Source organism: Halomonas sp. M20 (assembly GCF_020622265.1).
GTDB lineage: Bacteria > Pseudomonadota > Gammaproteobacteria > Pseudomonadales > Halomonadaceae > Modicisalibacter.
In genome coordinates, this window is the sequence record NZ_JACNMQ010000001.1 from 99,980 (window position 1) to 114,494 (window position 14,515).

The 14,515-nt window shown below is 58.6% G+C and carries 17 protein-coding genes; 6 read left to right on the top strand and 11 right to left on the bottom strand.

Annotated elements, in window-relative coordinates; genetic code table 11:
- Window positions 1–197 precede the first annotated feature (197 nt).
- Window positions 198–1,535, top strand: a complete 1,338-nt coding sequence (locus tag H7850_RS00520) for a deoxyguanosinetriphosphate triphosphohydrolase (protein WP_227367447.1) — start codon at window positions 198–200, stop codon at window positions 1,533–1,535.
- Between the two features lie 38 nt (window positions 1,536–1,573).
- Window positions 1,574–2,383, top strand: a complete 810-nt coding sequence (locus H7850_RS00525) for a ribonuclease T2 family protein (protein WP_227367448.1) — start codon at window positions 1,574–1,576, stop codon at window positions 2,381–2,383.
- Between the two features lies 1 nt (window position 2,384).
- Here the strand turns inward: H7850_RS00525 and H7850_RS00530 are convergent, their stop codons facing one another.
- Window positions 2,385–3,296 (bottom strand): NERD domain-containing protein, encoded by a 912-nt coding sequence (locus H7850_RS00530; protein ID WP_227367449.1) that lies wholly within the window; start codon window positions 3,294–3,296, stop codon window positions 2,385–2,387.
- A 182-nt stretch (window positions 3,297–3,478) separates the two neighbouring features.
- Between H7850_RS00530 and H7850_RS00535 the strand changes: the two genes are divergently transcribed.
- Both H7850_RS00535 and H7850_RS00540 read left to right on the top strand, forming a co-directional pair.
- On the top strand, window positions 3,479–4,354 hold the full coding sequence (locus H7850_RS00535) for an NAD-dependent protein deacetylase (protein WP_227367450.1): 876 nt from the start codon (window positions 3,479–3,481) through the stop codon (window positions 4,352–4,354).
- Between the two features lie 130 nt (window positions 4,355–4,484).
- Complete coding sequence (locus tag H7850_RS00540; RefSeq protein ID WP_227367451.1) at window positions 4,485–5,153, top strand: hypothetical protein; 669 nt, start codon at window positions 4,485–4,487, stop codon at window positions 5,151–5,153.
- 75 nt (window positions 5,154–5,228) lie between these two features.
- Here H7850_RS00540 and H7850_RS00545 read toward each other — a convergent pair whose 3' ends face one another.
- The 6 genes from H7850_RS00545 to H7850_RS00570 form a co-directional block, all read right to left on the bottom strand.
- On the bottom strand, window positions 5,229–6,224 hold the full coding sequence (locus H7850_RS00545) for an aldo/keto reductase (protein ID WP_227367452.1): 996 nt from the start codon (window positions 6,222–6,224) through the stop codon (window positions 5,229–5,231).
- Between the two features lie 95 nt (window positions 6,225–6,319).
- Window positions 6,320–6,694 (bottom strand): translation initiation factor Sui1, encoded by a 375-nt coding sequence (locus tag H7850_RS00550; protein ID WP_227367453.1) that lies wholly within the window; start codon window positions 6,692–6,694, stop codon window positions 6,320–6,322.
- Between the two features lie 83 nt (window positions 6,695–6,777).
- Window positions 6,778–7,455, bottom strand: a complete 678-nt coding sequence (locus tag H7850_RS00555; RefSeq protein ID WP_227367454.1) for an HAD-IA family hydrolase — start codon at window positions 7,453–7,455, stop codon at window positions 6,778–6,780.
- Between the two features lie 309 nt (window positions 7,456–7,764).
- The gene (locus tag H7850_RS00560; RefSeq protein ID WP_227367455.1) at window positions 7,765–7,989 is read right to left on the bottom strand and encodes a DUF378 domain-containing protein; all 225 of its coding nucleotides are present in this window, start codon (window positions 7,987–7,989) and stop codon (window positions 7,765–7,767) included.
- 151 nt (window positions 7,990–8,140) lie between these two features.
- Window positions 8,141–8,632, bottom strand: coding sequence for a hypothetical protein (locus H7850_RS00565; RefSeq protein WP_227367456.1), 492 nt, complete (start codon window positions 8,630–8,632; stop codon window positions 8,141–8,143).
- A 74-nt stretch (window positions 8,633–8,706) separates the two neighbouring features.
- Window positions 8,707–9,060 (bottom strand): hypothetical protein, encoded by a 354-nt coding sequence (locus tag H7850_RS00570; protein ID WP_227367457.1) that lies wholly within the window; start codon window positions 9,058–9,060, stop codon window positions 8,707–8,709.
- A 269-nt stretch (window positions 9,061–9,329) separates the two neighbouring features.
- On the opposite strand from H7850_RS00570, the gene H7850_RS00575 reads away from it, so the two are divergent.
- Window positions 9,330–9,617, top strand: coding sequence for a DUF4235 domain-containing protein (locus H7850_RS00575; RefSeq protein ID WP_227367458.1), 288 nt, complete (start codon window positions 9,330–9,332; stop codon window positions 9,615–9,617).
- Window positions 9,618–9,646: 29 nt separating this feature from the next.
- Here the strand turns inward: H7850_RS00575 and H7850_RS00580 are convergent, their stop codons facing one another.
- A complete protein-coding gene (locus H7850_RS00580) occupies window positions 9,647–10,516 on the bottom strand; it encodes a DMT family transporter (protein ID WP_227367459.1) in 870 nt (289 codons plus the stop codon).
- 114 nt (window positions 10,517–10,630) lie between these two features.
- Between H7850_RS00580 and H7850_RS00585 the strand changes: the two genes are divergently transcribed.
- Window positions 10,631–11,056, top strand: a complete 426-nt coding sequence (locus tag H7850_RS00585; protein WP_227367460.1) for a YkvA family protein — start codon at window positions 10,631–10,633, stop codon at window positions 11,054–11,056.
- A 33-nt stretch (window positions 11,057–11,089) separates the two neighbouring features.
- Here H7850_RS00585 and H7850_RS00590 read toward each other — a convergent pair whose 3' ends face one another.
- From H7850_RS00590 to H7850_RS00600, 3 genes are all read right to left on the bottom strand, one after another.
- A complete protein-coding gene (locus tag H7850_RS00590) occupies window positions 11,090–12,256 on the bottom strand; it encodes a phosphoglycerate kinase (protein ID WP_227367461.1) in 1,167 nt (388 codons plus the stop codon).
- Window positions 12,257–12,320: 64 nt separating this feature from the next.
- On the bottom strand, window positions 12,321–13,340 hold the full coding sequence (locus H7850_RS00595; RefSeq protein WP_227367462.1) for a type I glyceraldehyde-3-phosphate dehydrogenase: 1,020 nt from the start codon (window positions 13,338–13,340) through the stop codon (window positions 12,321–12,323).
- 103 nt (window positions 13,341–13,443) lie between these two features.
- Window positions 13,444–14,421: an MDR family oxidoreductase gene (locus H7850_RS00600; RefSeq protein WP_227367463.1), complete on the bottom strand. Its 978-nt coding sequence runs from the start codon at window positions 14,419–14,421 to the stop codon at window positions 13,444–13,446.
- Between the last annotated feature and the right edge of the window lie 94 nt (window positions 14,422–14,515).

Genomic DNA, 14,515 nt, shown 5'->3' on the forward strand with positions numbered 1-14,515 from the left:
CCACACACCCACATGAATTTCGTGTACCGAGAGCTTTCATGTCCCAGGCTCTGCCAATAACTTCTTACCCGGGTGACCTGAAGGCTTTTCCTATCAGCGCCACAGGCACCCACCTGCCTACGCGAAACAGCAAATTCCCGTAGAATGCTTGAATCGTCATACACCGCGCTGCTGCGCCACGACTTCGAGGATGCTGCATGTCGCAGATGCATTGGGAACGCTTGCTCGATCCTACCCGGCTCAACGACAAGCCCCGGGAGCTTAGGGACGAGATCGGTCGCAGTCCGTTCCACAAGGATCACGACCGTATCGTCTTTGCGGGCTCGTTTCGGCGTCTGGGCCGCAAGACCCAGGTACATCCGCTGACGGATAACGATCATATCCATACCCGATTGACCCATTCCCTGGAGGTGGGTTGCGTGGGCCGCAGCCTGGGGATGATCGTCGGCGAGGGGCTGCGCGAACGGTTACCTGACTGGATCACGCCGGCGGACATGGGGGTGATCGTGCAGGCGGCATGCCTGGGGCATGACATCGGCAACCCACCCTTTGGCCATGCCGGCGAATACGCCATCCGCGACTGGTTCAAGCGCGCCGAGACTAACGGTAGCGGTCTGCTCGATGGGCTTTCGGACACCGAGCGCGCGGATCTCTTGACCTACGAAGGCAACGCCCAGGGCTTTCGGGTCGTGACTCAGATTGAATACAACCAGTTCAAGGGCGGTATGCGGCTGACGGCAGCGACCTTGGGCACGCTACTCAAATATCCCTGGACCGTGGAACATGGCGGCCAGGCGGGCAAGTTCGGCTGTTACCAGTCCGAAAAGCAGTTGCTTCTCGACGTCACGCAGCGGCTGGGGCTCAAAGCAAAGGGCGACTGGAAATGGTGCCGGCACCCCTTGGCCTATCTGGTCGAGGCCGCCGACGACATCTGCTATGCGCTGCTGGATCTCGAGGATGGTCTGGAGATGGGCATTCTGCGTTTCGATGAGGTCGCGGATGTGCTCATACAGATCGCCGGCGGCGAGCCCGCGGACTATGCCGAGATGGAACAGGATGGCGTCTCCCAGCGCCGCCGCATCGCTGCGCTGCGTGGTGCCGCCATGGAGCGGGCGGTCAACGATGTGGGGGCGGTGTTCATTCAGCACGAGCAGGAACTGCTTAATGGTGCGTTAAAGGACGACCTGCTCGAACTGTGCCATCCGGATCTGGGTTGGGGGGTCGGCGAAGCCAAGAATCTTGCGCGCAAGCGCATCTTCCAGAACGAGCGCAAGGCCAAGCTGGAAATTGGCGCCCACACGACTCTGGGTATCCTGCTCGAAGCCTTTATCGGCGCCGCCCATGAGCTGCACCATCACGGCCATTCCACCTTCAAGCATCAGCGGGTGCTGGCGCTGATCGGCGAGAACACGCCGCAGCCGTCCTGGTCCCTCTATGACAGTTACCGGCGCATGCTCGACTTCATCGGCGGCATGACGGATCACTACGCGGTGGATTTAGCCCAGGAGATGGGCGGGCGTTTGAGGGCGGAGTGAATTACACCGACGAAGCAACACGGCGAACGAGCACTGCAATGACGCGACAAGGCATCCGTATGATCTTGGGAAGGACAGTTTTGAAAAAGGCGGCCTTGAGAGGAGCCTGGCTATTTGCGCTGTTGCTCGCGACCCTGCCCGCCATGGCCGAGCCCCGATTGGAAGCCGAAGGCTTCGATCATTACGTGCTGGCGCTGACCTGGCACCCTGGGTTTTGCCAGACGACCAGCCGATCCCGCAAGGAGTGTCGCGAGACCGAAGTGCAGGAAGCCGCCGAGGATGGCTTTGTTCTGCATGGGTTATGGCCCTCGCTGCCCAAACGCTTCGCCGATGACGGCATTACGCCCAGGCGCTGGCGTCAGGAGGGGTGTTTCCTCGAACAGCCGCGAGCCAACGGCAGCTTCTGCCGTGCTCATGCGCCTTTTGCTTTCGCTGAACCGCTCGCCGCTGAGCTGGATGAGGCCATGCCCGGGCGTGCTAGCTGCCTGGATCGCTATCAGTATGCCAAGCACGCGGCTTGCCTGGCTCTGCCGGCAGAGGATTATTTCGTCAAGGCGGTGGATTTGATGGAAAGGGTCAATGCCAGCGCCTTCGTCGATTTCATGATGATCAACCAGGGCGGCGAGATCGAGCGCAGCGCACTGACCAGGGCGTTTGAAGCAGCCTTTGGCAAGGGAACGGGCAAGGCGCTGAGTCTTAAATGCAAAGGTTTTGGCAAGCGTACGCTGACCGAGGTGCGTATCGGTATCGATGCAGAGCGGTTGGAAGGCTTTCCCGAGGCGAAGAGCCTTGTGCCACTGCGCCGGGGGCAGTGCGCGCCGCGCATTACTCTAGCGGCTTTCCCCTGAATCAGGCAGAAGGCCGATACAGATGTCGCTTGCCTTGGAGTGCCGCACGCTCGGTCAAGGCGCGGCCTATCCTGGTGTGATCCTCGTCGTCGAGTTCTCCCATGGGGGTGTCGATGAGCAGTTGGGCCAGCCCTTCACCGTTGACCACGAGTGGGTCATCGAACAATTGTTCCCTGTTGATGTCCCAGTCCGGTAATACCAGAACGCCGCGTACGGGTACATCGACTCCATGTTCCCGAATCAGCCATTGGCGCAACCAGGTCGTCGCCTGACGCGTCTTGCGTAGTGGCTGGCGCTCACTCCACCCCGGGAAGCGCAGGCGTTCACGCTCGACCGCTACCGTGTGCATGGATTCTCCTGTGGCATCCAGTGGATGGGTGCGGGCGCGGGTTTCGATGACGAAGAGCCCATGGGGCGTAACGACGACATGATCGATGGTGAAGGTGTCGGCAGGAATGTCGTGGAATACGAAATAGGGATGTGTCTCGGGGCGAATCAGTCGCGCCAGTTCCTGACCCACTGCCAGTTCACAGGCCAGGCCGAATTTGACGCGGCGAATACGCTGATAGTCGAGCATCAGTAAAAAGCCAAACAGAATGACCAGCAGTGTGGACAGCAGGCCGTAGATGGCCCATTCCAGCCAGTTCTGGTGGGGGGCGAACAGCATGCGCCCCATGCCATAGACCAGTGGCGTGAGCACCAGGATGGGGCCCAGTGCACCATTGAGAAAGAGACTCGAGAAGATGCGGTCCAACCGGTTGCGCAGCGCCTGACCTGGCCCATGCAGAGGCTGGGCATCGAAAGGGGAACGAACCTGAGTGTCGTGCAGATTGCGTAATATCAGCACGATGACGGCGATCGCGCCAAGTGGGGTTAGAAAAATCAGCGGTAACAGATATTCAAGCCAGGCCATCGCTGACGTCCTTATACTAGACCGGTAATAGTGACTGCACTTTAGCCAGGGGCAACGATGAGAGCCATGCGACGATGGTGAGCAGCGTCTATGCCATGTTATCGCTTTCAGCATGAGCTGGCATCATGCTTGGCGAGTGACCTGATAGTTTTAGCGAATCAATGCAGGATTTAACAGTGCCCATGCCATCGACTCTGGAAACAGCCGCCCCTACAGCTTCCTGGCCAACTGCAAATAGGACGGATGAACAAGCATTACACGAATTCGTAGAGCGCTATCCGGGGTTGATGGTGCTGACGGGCGCGGGGGTGAGTACCGACTGCGGTATCCCCGACTATCGGGATGCTCGGGGCGAATGGAAGCGCTCGCCGCCGGTACAGCATCATGCCTTCATGCATAGCACGACGACGCGCCAGCGCTACTGGGCACGCAGCCTGCTGGGGTTTCGGGCCATCGAGAATGCACGCCCAGGTCCTTCTCATCGGGCACTGGCGCAGCTCGAGGCCAAAGGCCATGTCTCCACCCTGATCACCCAGAATGTCGATGGGCTGCATCAGCACGCCGGCTCCCGGCGAGTCATCGATTTGCATGGGCGGGCCGAGATCGTGCGGTGTATGGGCTGCGATGCCCGCCGTATGCGCTACCATCTGCACGACGAACTGGCGGCCCGTAACCCCGGCTGGTCTTCCCTTGAGGCTCCGGTCGGCCCGGATGGGGATGCAGATCTCGAGGGTCTGGATTTTTCGACGTTTCAGGTGCTCGATTGCACTCGCTGTGGCGGTATTCTCAAGCCGGACGTGGTGTTCTTCGGGGACAGCGTTCCGCCCGAACGGGTCGCTGCCAGCATTGAAGCGTTGGAGCGCGCCAGCGCGCTGCTGGTGATTGGCTCGTCGTTGATGGTCTATTCAGGCTATCGTTTTGCCCGCCGTGCCGTTCAGGAAGGCAAGCCCGTCGCCTGTCTCAATCTTGGCCGTACCCGGGCGGACGATCTCTACTCGCTCAAGATAGAGGCGCCGGTGGGGGAGGCGCTGGAAACCCTCGTCCAAGGGCTTCGATAAGCGCTATCGCTCAATCAACCGTGAGAGCATGACAAATACATGATTAAAGATTTCCCGAGCGTGGTCGTTATGGCTTTTATCCGATCCTTCTAAATCGGCTATGACCATAACGATACAAGCAGGGAATATCATGCGAACCTTACACACCATTTTGCTGGCCAGCGCCTTGACGACCATGGCAGTGCCTGCCTCGGCAGCATCGATGAACAACTGGTCGGTAGGCGCCGAGGTCGGCACCACCGGTTACGGCGGCAGTGTCAGCTACCGCTTCCACGACAATATGGCGTTGACTGCCGGCTACACCGGATTCACCTACGACGGCCTCGAACATGAGACCGATGATGTGGATTACGAAGGCGACTTCGATATGGACGTCTACGGCCTTACGTTCGATTACTTCCCCTTTGGTGGCCGTTTCTTCCTCTCCGCGGGTGCAGTGAAGCCGGATATCGCCGCGCTGGTGGTGGGGCGTCCCAAGGACGGCCAGAGCTACGAATACAACGGCACGACCTATACCTCTGACGAAGTCGGCACCCTGCGCGGCGATGTGACGCTTGGCGATTCCATCCAGCCCTATCTGGGCCTGGGATGGCGTGGTAGCCACAAGAACGGGCTCGGTGTGTTTGCCAAGCTCGGCGCTTTCCTGACGGATGCTGAGGTGAATCTCGAAGCTACTGGCGCCGCTAGTGACCCGCAACTACGCCAGGATATTCAGCAGGAAGAGGACGACTTGCAGGACGACGTGGATGAGTTTGGCGTTTATCCGGTAGCAGTGTTAGGTCTCGAATACACTTTCTAAGCTTTTCTTTTTTACCCCCGGCATCCTTGCAACAATTTAATGGATGCCGGGGTTTTTTATTGCGGGTGTTCGATGTCAGTCGTTGCGGCTTGGAGGCGCCATGAACTCAGGGCCCACCGGATCCTTGACGTGTTCATCGACGATGCGCTCGATCTCGTTCAGGTCGTCGCTGCCGAGTTGCCAGCCGTCTATGCGCTCGATGGCTTCTACCTGATCCGGACGCCGAGCGCCCCACAGTGCAATGCCATTGTCGTGCCGATCCAGCAGCCAGCGTACCGCAAGTTCCAGCACGCTCTTGTCATGACGCTCCCGGGCGAAGCGATCCAGGGCGTCGACGGCGCTCAGATATTGCGAATAGCGTGGCGACTGGAACTTGGGATCGTTGTTGCGCAGGTCGTCGCCGCCGAAGGTCGAGTCGCTTTTCATCTTGCCGGTCAGCAGGCCGCGACACAGCGCACCATAGGTCAGCATGACCAGGCCTTCGCGTTCAGCATAGGGAATGATGTCGCGCTCGGCTTCCCGCTCGAACAGGTTCAGGGGCGGCTGCACGCTGTGCAGCGGGGCCACTTCGCGAAAGGCGTCGCACTGCTCGGTGGAAAAGTTGCTGACGCCGATGGCGCGGATCTTGCCATCTCGATAAAGGCGCTCCATGGCTCGGGCGGTTTCTTCCATCGGCACGAGCGGGTCGGGCCAGTGGATCTGGTAAAGATCGATGGTATCGGTGCGCAGCCGGCGCAGGGAGTCCTCGACCTCCTTTTCGATGCGGGCGGCGCTGGCATTGCGCACCACACTTTCGTCGTCCTTCCACTCCATTGCCACCTTCGTGGCCAGCACCAGTTTGTCGCGCTGGCCGTACTCCGCCACGGCGCGGCCGACAACCTCCTCGGAATGGCCGAAGCCATAAACCGGCGCGGTATCGATTAGCGTGACACCACGATCCAGTGCGGCATGGATCGTACGCACGGACTGATCATCGTCAGTGCCGCCCCACATCCAGCCGCCAATGGCCCAGGTGCCAAGGCCAATGCGCGAGGCGGTGATATCGGTACCGGAAAACTTCAGAGTCTGCATCTTTCACTCCCTTGTCAGATGAATATCCGAACAGACCACTACAGGGTGGTAGCCAATGCCTGCCATGACAAGGGGACGCCGCTTTTTTGATTCGATCAGCCACCGGCCAGCTTGACGGTGTAGCCGCGCGTTTCCAATGCCTCCTTGAGGGTCTGGCGGTGATCGCCTTGGATCTCGATGATGTCCTCCTTGAGCGCGCCACCGGTACCACAGCGCTTCTTGAGTTCCTTGGTCAGCGTCTTGAGCTCCGCCTGAACAAGGGGAACGCCGCTGATGGTGGTAACCCCCTTGCCCTTGCGGCCACTGGTTTCACGGCGAATACGTACGATGCCGTCCAGCGCGGCCAGGCGCTCGGCCTCGGCGCGATCGGCGCATTCGCATTCGGATAGGGGCTTGCGACAAACGGGGCAGGTATCACCGTGTTCGGTGGAATAGACCAGGCCGCGAAGTTGATCATGTAATGACGCCATGCTGTCCCCCGGCAAGTGAATACCGGGTCATGATACCTGACAGAACAGGGGACGGATATTGCCCGGCCGGCGACTGAAAACGCTTACAGGGCCAAGGCTTCCTGGTGCACCAAGCGACTCACCACCGTGGGCAATTGGTGCATGTTGTTGATCATGATGGCGCCCGGCGGCGTGGTTTCCACGTCCGAGAAGCGGTTCAGGTGAATGACTGGAATTTCCGCTGCCAAGGCCGAGCGTACGCCGACGATGGAGTCATCGATGATCAGGCAATCACGCGCCTTGAATCCCATGCTGTGGGCGGCGTGTAGATAAAGGCCTGGATCGGGTTTCCAGCAGTTGGCGGTATAAGCACTGAACAAGTGGTCGTTGAAGTAGCCGCTCAAGCCCGTGGAGGCAAGGCAGGTGCGAATCTTGGCTTCGGGGCCGTTGGACACGACTGCGCGGGGGTACTCCGAGAGGGAAGAGAGGGCTTCGTGCACTCCCGGCAAGCATTTGAGTTCGTGAACGAGACGCTCGGCGAGCCGAGCCCGCATGCCGTCTTCCGTTTCCTTCAGCGAGGTTGCATCGATTCGGCCATGACGTTTTTGCAGCTCGGCGACAATGTTGCGAAAGCGTGCCCCGCGAAATTCACCGATGTAGTCGTCGGTAGAGAAGGGTAGGCCAATAGCGGTAAGGCTGGTCGCCATTTCATCGGCCAGCAAGGGTTCGCTGTCCACCAACGTTCCATCGCAATCAAAAAGAAGACAAAGGGGCCGTGACATACGTTGGTTCTCGCGTTCGTTGGGCTTTACTAAGCTATTGTTACGTTTATCGGCGGAATACGCATCGGGTTGAGAATAAATTCCATGCTTTTTGAACAGTGTTTCCGAACAGCGTTTCCATACAGTGTAGCAAACCCTGTTGGATATGGCTGAGCGGGATTGAATAAACCAGAGTTTTTGGGTAGCGAGGAGTTGTTGCTAATTATTTTTCATTAGCTTAGTAATAGTCCTTTTTTATCATAAATGACTATAAAAAAAGCCGCTTAATGAAGCGGCTTCTCTGAACGCTACTATGAAGGGCAGCGCAAACTATCGAGTAGAGCGATGACTACCGGTGCTGCCGGTCAATTTAGGAATGAACGTCAGAGCATACAAGGCACAGATGCCTACAATTACATAGACAATGCGCGCCAGGATGGCGGTTTGTCCACCGAAGATGGCGGCAACCAAGTCGAATTGGAAAAGCCCTACCAGCAGCCAGTTTACCCCGCCGATGATGAGCAGTATCAAAACAGCCGTATTGAGTCCTTTCATGGTTCAACCCTTTGAATGGTGATGCATGAATGAAGTTATGCACACACCGCTCAATATAGACGCCGTATAATGGTTGTACAAGTTTTTTGCGGCAAATTCGGAGTGCCACTGAATTTGCCGACAAGAGGGTGTCGGTCAAACGCTCGCCAACTCATTCGTCACTGGTCTCTTCGGCTTGAGAGCGCTCGCCATGAGACACCTTTTCACCATCGGGAGACACCAGGTACCACTTGCTTCCTAAATGATTGACGTCCTGGCCCAAGGCATCGCCCGGGCGTTTGTCACCACTGAAATAATATAGCGGCCAACCGGCGTAGGTAACCTGTTTGCTACCGTCTTCACGTTCGATGCTATCGAGCTTGCTTGAATCGAGGCCCTTGCCAAGCTGAAGATCGCCTTGAACGGTATAAGGCGGCCAGGCATTGACGCACTCATCCACGCAGGTGCTGGCGCTTCCAGGCTCATCTTGGGAGAACAGGTACAAGCTGCGCTTTTGTCGATCAGTGAGATAACGCCCATAGGGCTCTTGCTCGTTGACCTGTAGCAAAGGCTTTGGGTCTGCGCTGTGTACCAAACTAGAAAACAGCGTCACTGTTCCAGTGAGTAGAATAGACAGCAGTATAGGGCTGCTTGCTTGGCGCATGAACTGACTCCTCCGTGAGGCATAAGTTAACCTTAGTCGTTTCCATGCGCATTGCTAGCAACCAGGGCGCTATCTCAACGAGAAAGCCGACGGGTGTTGGCGGTGGTGCGCCGATGCAGCGGTGTCATCGCACGGCGGCTGGTAACCCACCAGGGAGAATACTGGCCAGAAAACATGTTGAGCATGGTCTTGTTCATCACATTGGCGACTTCCATGCTGGCATCGAGCTTCTCACTCACCATGCGCTGGTTTTCTTTCATCATCTTCGGGCTGGTAGGCACTTGGGTGTACCAGAGACTATTACGCATGGCGATGGTGGAAAGCGAGGTAGTCCAGAGTTCAAATGCCATTACGCCAACCTTCCATACATCGAACATGGCGGCAGGGGTAAAAGGAACAAGCGAGGTAATGTCGTTGGAGCGTGTCATGAAGGATACCTGTCAGGGGTTGGGGTCAGCATAGTGGATACGGTTGAATCGCACCTGCTTTGCTGCAGCGCAATATAGCAGAGTCAACGGTGCCTTGTGTATGACAAAGCGGCCTTTTAGAGCAATTAATGTGACAACTGAGTAGTAAGTTAATCCATGTTATATATTCCTGTCGTGGATAATAATTCTTGCCACCCTGCAGGGTGGATTTGTAAGAAGGCACATAGAATAATGAAACGCAGTTCAATTTTTGCCGGGAAGAAGTGCGCATGAAAAGTGAAACGATATGGTCGCTGGTCAGCTCGGGGCTGGCCATTACGGCCGGCGTGGCGGCACGCAACGGCGCCCGCAAGGCCTACGAGCGCAAGATCGGTAAGCCACCGCTGGACCCATACGATCCGGATGTGCAATGGCGGCACGCGTTGTTATGGGGTGCCACTACCGGTGTCATGGTGGGTATGGCACGCATCATCGGTCGTCGAGCCGGCAGCGAAGCCGTGCGGCGTGCACGCGGTCATCACCGCACACGCGAGATGCTGGAACGCCTGGAGCGCTGATACCCGCCCGTCGACCAGGCCTCGCGTCATCAAATCCGGCGCGTGCTCAACAACGTGACCGGTATCAGAATCAGTACCACGCCGGACAACTGCAGCGGCGTCAGCGACTCGCCAAGTAGCCATACGCCCATCAACGAGGCGGTAATGGGCTCGATCATGGCGATGACGGCGGCAATGGCCGGGGAGGTGGCGCGCAGGCCGATGAAGTACACCGGAAAGGCGATGCCCGCTCCCAGCAGCCCGGTCAGTACGAACCAGACCACGTCCGGCGAAAACGTCGCGGCGGTCACCTCCTGATAGCTGACGAAGGGCACCATTGCCAGGGCGAAGACCAGCAGGCTCACGGTCATGATGCCTTGCGGTTGCCCGCCCCGGGCTGCGGCTCGCTTGAACACCAGGATGAACAGGGCGTAGCACAGCCCCGAAAGCAGCCCACTCAGAATGCCCAGCAGGTCAAGGTCGGCCAGACCGGTGGCGAACACATCGGTCAGCAGCACGATGCCCAGCATGGCGAGACCGATTGCTAGCCAGCGAGGCCAGGTGGAGCGCTCGACGCCGGTGAGAAAGGCCACCAGATACACGTAGATGGGGGCCATGTACATGAGCGTCACCGCTACGGCGACCCCCACTCTTGGAATGCTGAGAAGATAGAAGGCGAGATTGCCGGCGACACCGACGCCGCCCAGAAGCGACCAGGCAAACGAATAGCGATCCATGGGCAGGTTCTTGCGCGGTTGGCTCAAGAGCCAGACCAGCACGAAGGCAAAACCGGTGGCGCCACGATAGAAAGCCGCCAGCAGCGGCTCCCAGCCCTTGTCGATCAAGAAGCCACCCAGACCACCGGAAATGCCCCATAGAAAGGCGCCCAGCACCACCAGCAGCGGTCCCATCCATACCATAACGCCTCCTTGCGTCGCTTAGCTTCGTGATGAAACCGCGTACTCTACGCTAGCGTGAAAAGATGGCAAAATGAAAGGCAGCCCCCGTTTGGAGAATTTTCTGGAGAGAAATACATGGCACAGAAGCTATTGACGCATCAGTCCCGCAAGGCCGAGGAAAACGCGCTAACGGTGCTCGTGGATGACGACAACGTGCAATACGACACCCTTGAGAACACGTCGCGGTATTCCGACGAAGCCTTCTGGAACAAGGTCTCGCGCTATGCCAAGAAGGCGGGAAAGACCACTCTCGAGCCAGGCCTGAAACTCTATTACTCCGCCCAGGACCCGGATACGCCGGTATGGGCAAAAACCACCATCTACGGCGCGCTGGGCTATTTCATCTTTCCGCTGGACACCATTCCCGATGTGACGCCCTTTGTCGGGTATACGGATGATGTCTCGGTGCTGGTCGGGGCGCTTGCCGTGGTAGCTGCCCATGTCAAGAAAGAGCACACCCGCAGAGCGCGCGCCGTCTTGAAGCGCTGGCTCGGGGAGTGAAATGTGCCGGACCGCTCGGCCCGGCATGCGTTATTACTTTTTGGCCGCTTTTTCCAGTGCGGTGACGGCAGGCAGCTGCTTGCCTTCGACATATTCCAGAAAGGCACCACCGCCAGTGGAAATGTAGGAGACCTGATCCTCGATATCGTACTTGTCGATCGCCGCCAAGGTGTCGCCACCGCCGGCAATGGAGAAGGCGTTGCTGGCGGCGATAGCCTTGGAGAGGGTTTCGGTGCCTTGGCCGAACTGATCGATCTCGAACACACCGACCGGACCATTCCATAAAATCGTGCCCGCATCCTTAAGCAGGGAGGCAAAATGCTCGGCGGTTGCCGGGCCGATATCCAGTATCATCTCGTCATCGGCGACATGCTGCACGCCCTTGACCGTTGCCTCCGCATTCTCGGAGAACTCCTTTGCCACCACAACATCCGTGGGCAAGGGAATATCGACCTTTTCCATAAGAGCCGATGCCCGATCGACCAGATCCGCCTCATGCAATGACTTGCCAACCTTATGGCCCGCAGCAGCGATAAAAGTATTGGCAATGCCCCCACCAACGATCAACTGATCGCATTTTTCTGAAAGCGCGTTGAGGACTTCGAGCTTGGTAGAGACCTTGGAACCGCCGACGATGGCAATCATCGGCCGCTTGGGGGTGGCCAGCGCTTTTTCAAGTGCCTCGAGTTCGCGCGCCAGCAGCGGACCCGCGCAGGCCTCCGAGGCGAAGCGGGCCACGCCATGGGTAGACGCCTGGGCGCGATGAGAGGTGCCGAAGGCATCCATCACGAAGACATCGCACAGCTTGGCATAGGCCTTGGAAAGCGCCTCATCGTCTTTTTTCTCGCCCTTGTTGAAGCGCACGTTTTCCAGCAGCACGACCTCGCCTTCGGCCACTTCGACGTTGCCATCCAGGTAGTCCTTCTCTAGACGTACCGATCTATCCAAGAGACCACTCAAGTGTTCGGCCACCGGTGCGAGGGAAAACTCGTCGGCGGGTTCGCCCTCGGTAGGACGGCCTAGATGACTCATCAACAGTACCTTGGCGCCGGCGTCGAGAGCTGCCTGAATGGTCGGCAGGCTGGCACGAATGCGGGCGTCGCTGGCCACTTGCCCTTGCTTGATCGGCACGTTGAGATCCTCGCGGATCAGCACTCGCTTTCCAGCAAGGTTCAGTTCGGTCATCTTGCGCACGTTCATGGGGCAGCTTCCTCCAGATGATTGTTCGTCGTGATTGATGAATAACAGGTGAGTCAGTGCGACTTCAACATGACTTCAGGGTCGCGATGCGCTCGGCAATATCGAGCATGCGATTGGCAAAGCCCCACTCGTTGTCGAACCAGCTCAGCATCTTGATCAAGTGACCGCCGGCTACCCGGGTCTGAGTGGCATCCACGATACCCGAGCGCGGGTCGTGGTTGAAGTCAACGGAGGCCATGGGTTCTTCGGTATAGCCCAAAAGCCCTGCCAGACGATTCTCGCTGGCGTCGCGCAGCAACGCATTGACTGCCGTCGCCGTGGTCTCGCCGCGCACGCAGATCGCCATGTCCATGGCGGAGACGTTGATGGTCGGCACCCGCATGTGCAAGCACTCGAAGCGCCCGGCGAGTCTGGGCATCAGGCGTTCGATTCCCCGGGCCAGGCCGGTATCCACGGGCACGATCGAGTGCATGGCGGAGCGGGTCAAGCGCAGGCTGGTCTTGTTGTAAGCGTCGATCACCGGCTGATCGTTCATCGCCGAATGGATGGTGGTAGTCACCCCATGTTCGATACCCAGCGCCTCGTCGAGTACCGTGAGAATCGGGACCAGGCAGTTGGTGGTGCAGGAGGCCGCGGACAGAATACGCATCCCGGGCTGCAGTTCGCGCTCGTTGATGCCCCCGACCAGGGTGAGATCCATATCGGCTTCCGCAGGCTGGGAGAAGAGCAGCCGTTTGGCGCCGGCATCGAGATGCTGCTGGGCGGTGGCGCGATCCTTGAAGCTGCCGGAGCACTCCACTACCAGATCGATCTCCAACTCACTCCAGGGTAGCTTCGCGGGGTCGGCCTCGGATACGACGCTGATGGAGTGGCCGTTGATGATGAGCCGTTCTTCACGGGTATCGATCCTACCCGGAAAGCGACCGTGGGTGGTGTCGTAGCGGGTCAGATAGGCGATGGTCTCCAGGTCGGACAGCTCATTGATCGCCACGACCTGCAAGTTGGCGTTATTGCGCTCGACAAGGGCACGCAATACACACTGACCGATACGGCCGTAGCCGTTGATAGCGATGCGAAGGGGCATGAGCGTTGGCTCGACGAATCATGAATGAGCGGGCCACCATCTTAGCGCAACCCGCGATAATGTCATAAAGCGTCGTCTCCAGCGCGGCAATCAATCGCAAGCGTCACGATTGATGAGGGTTGATCAGCACTCGGCCATAGGTCTTGCCCGCCAGCATGGCCTCGGCCTGCTCCACTACTTGATCGAAACCGATTTCCTCGGTCTGCATGCGCGTGAAGAGATCCCGGGGCAGTGACGCCAACCGCTGCCAGGCTGCCTGACGCTGATCGAAAGGCGCCATTACGCTTTCCACCCCAAGAAGCGATACACCTCGTAGAATGAAAGGCATTACCGTGGTCGGCAGATCGGTGCCGGCCGCCAGGCCCACTGCGGCAACCCGACCCTGATAATTCATGCGGGCCAGAACGCCAGCCAGCACCTGGCCGCCGACGGTATCCACGGCGGCGTCCCAACGGCCTTTTTCCAAAGGGCGGGTTTCCCCGTCGAGTTCACTGCGTGGCACGATCTGAGTGGCGCCGAGTTCTTCCAGCCAGTGGTGCTGTTCCGCCTTGCCGGTGACGGCCTCCACCTCGTAGCCAAGCTGAGCCAGCATCTGCACTGCCCAGCTTCCCACGCCGCCGGTGGCCCCCGTGACCAGCACCTTGCCGCCCGCTGCGAGTCCTGCCTGCTCGAGTTGAATCACGCTGAGCATGGCGGTCAGGCCTGCGGTACCCAGCAGCATGGCATCCCGGGTCGATAGGGCGTCGGGGCAGGGCACCAGCCAGTCCGAATCGACGTTCATGGTTTCGGCAAAGCCGCCCCAGTGACGCTCGCCCACGCCCCAGCCGGTAAGGATCACCTTGTCGCCGACACTGTAGCGATCGCTCTTGGATTCCCGCACGGTGCCGGCAAAATCGATGCCTGGCACGAACGGGTAGTCCCGCACGATCTTGCCCTTGCCGGTCACCGCTAGCGCATCCTTGTAGTTCAAATCCGAATAGTCGATATCAACGCTGACCGAGCGCTCCGGAAGTTCGCTGGCATCGATTTCCTCGATCTGACAACGAGGTTCCTGGTCTCTGAGCATCACTACACGAGGCATAACGTTCTCCTGTAATTGGACAAGTACCTTAACAGGCTAGACCCGTTATGCCGGCAGCGGCAATTTTAGGGCCGAATTGAATGGCCGAATTGGA

Bases quoted from the DNA above. Each gene is read 5' to 3' on its own strand.
- H7850_RS00520 (WP_227367447.1), top strand. From the start codon at position 198: ATGTCGCAGATGCATTGGGAACGCTTGCTCGATCCTACCCGGCTCAAC.
- H7850_RS00525 (WP_227367448.1), top strand. From the start codon at position 1,574: ATGACGCGACAAGGCATCCGTATGATCTTGGGAAGGACAGTTTTGAAA.
- H7850_RS00530 (WP_227367449.1), bottom strand. From the start codon at position 3,296: ATGGCCTGGCTTGAATATCTGTTACCGCTGATTTTTCTAACCCCACTT.
- H7850_RS00535 (WP_227367450.1), top strand. From the start codon at position 3,479: ATGCCATCGACTCTGGAAACAGCCGCCCCTACAGCTTCCTGGCCAACT.
- H7850_RS00540 (WP_227367451.1), top strand. From the start codon at position 4,485: ATGCGAACCTTACACACCATTTTGCTGGCCAGCGCCTTGACGACCATG.
- H7850_RS00545 (WP_227367452.1), bottom strand. From the start codon at position 6,224: ATGCAGACTCTGAAGTTTTCCGGTACCGATATCACCGCCTCGCGCATT.
- H7850_RS00550 (WP_227367453.1), bottom strand. From the start codon at position 6,694: ATGGCGTCATTACATGATCAACTTCGCGGCCTGGTCTATTCCACCGAA.
- H7850_RS00555 (WP_227367454.1), bottom strand. From the start codon at position 7,455: ATGTCACGGCCCCTTTGTCTTCTTTTTGATTGCGATGGAACGTTGGTG.
- H7850_RS00560 (WP_227367455.1), bottom strand. From the start codon at position 7,989: ATGAAAGGACTCAATACGGCTGTTTTGATACTGCTCATCATCGGCGGG.
- H7850_RS00565 (WP_227367456.1), bottom strand. From the start codon at position 8,632: ATGCGCCAAGCAAGCAGCCCTATACTGCTGTCTATTCTACTCACTGGA.
- H7850_RS00570 (WP_227367457.1), bottom strand. From the start codon at position 9,060: ATGACACGCTCCAACGACATTACCTCGCTTGTTCCTTTTACCCCTGCC.
- H7850_RS00575 (WP_227367458.1), top strand. From the start codon at position 9,330: ATGAAAAGTGAAACGATATGGTCGCTGGTCAGCTCGGGGCTGGCCATT.
- H7850_RS00580 (WP_227367459.1), bottom strand. From the start codon at position 10,516: ATGGTATGGATGGGACCGCTGCTGGTGGTGCTGGGCGCCTTTCTATGG.
- H7850_RS00585 (WP_227367460.1), top strand. From the start codon at position 10,631: ATGGCACAGAAGCTATTGACGCATCAGTCCCGCAAGGCCGAGGAAAAC.
- H7850_RS00590 (WP_227367461.1), bottom strand. From the start codon at position 12,256: ATGAACGTGCGCAAGATGACCGAACTGAACCTTGCTGGAAAGCGAGTG.
- H7850_RS00595 (WP_227367462.1), bottom strand. From the start codon at position 13,340: ATGCCCCTTCGCATCGCTATCAACGGCTACGGCCGTATCGGTCAGTGT.
- H7850_RS00600 (WP_227367463.1), bottom strand. From the start codon at position 14,421: ATGCCTCGTGTAGTGATGCTCAGAGACCAGGAACCTCGTTGTCAGATC.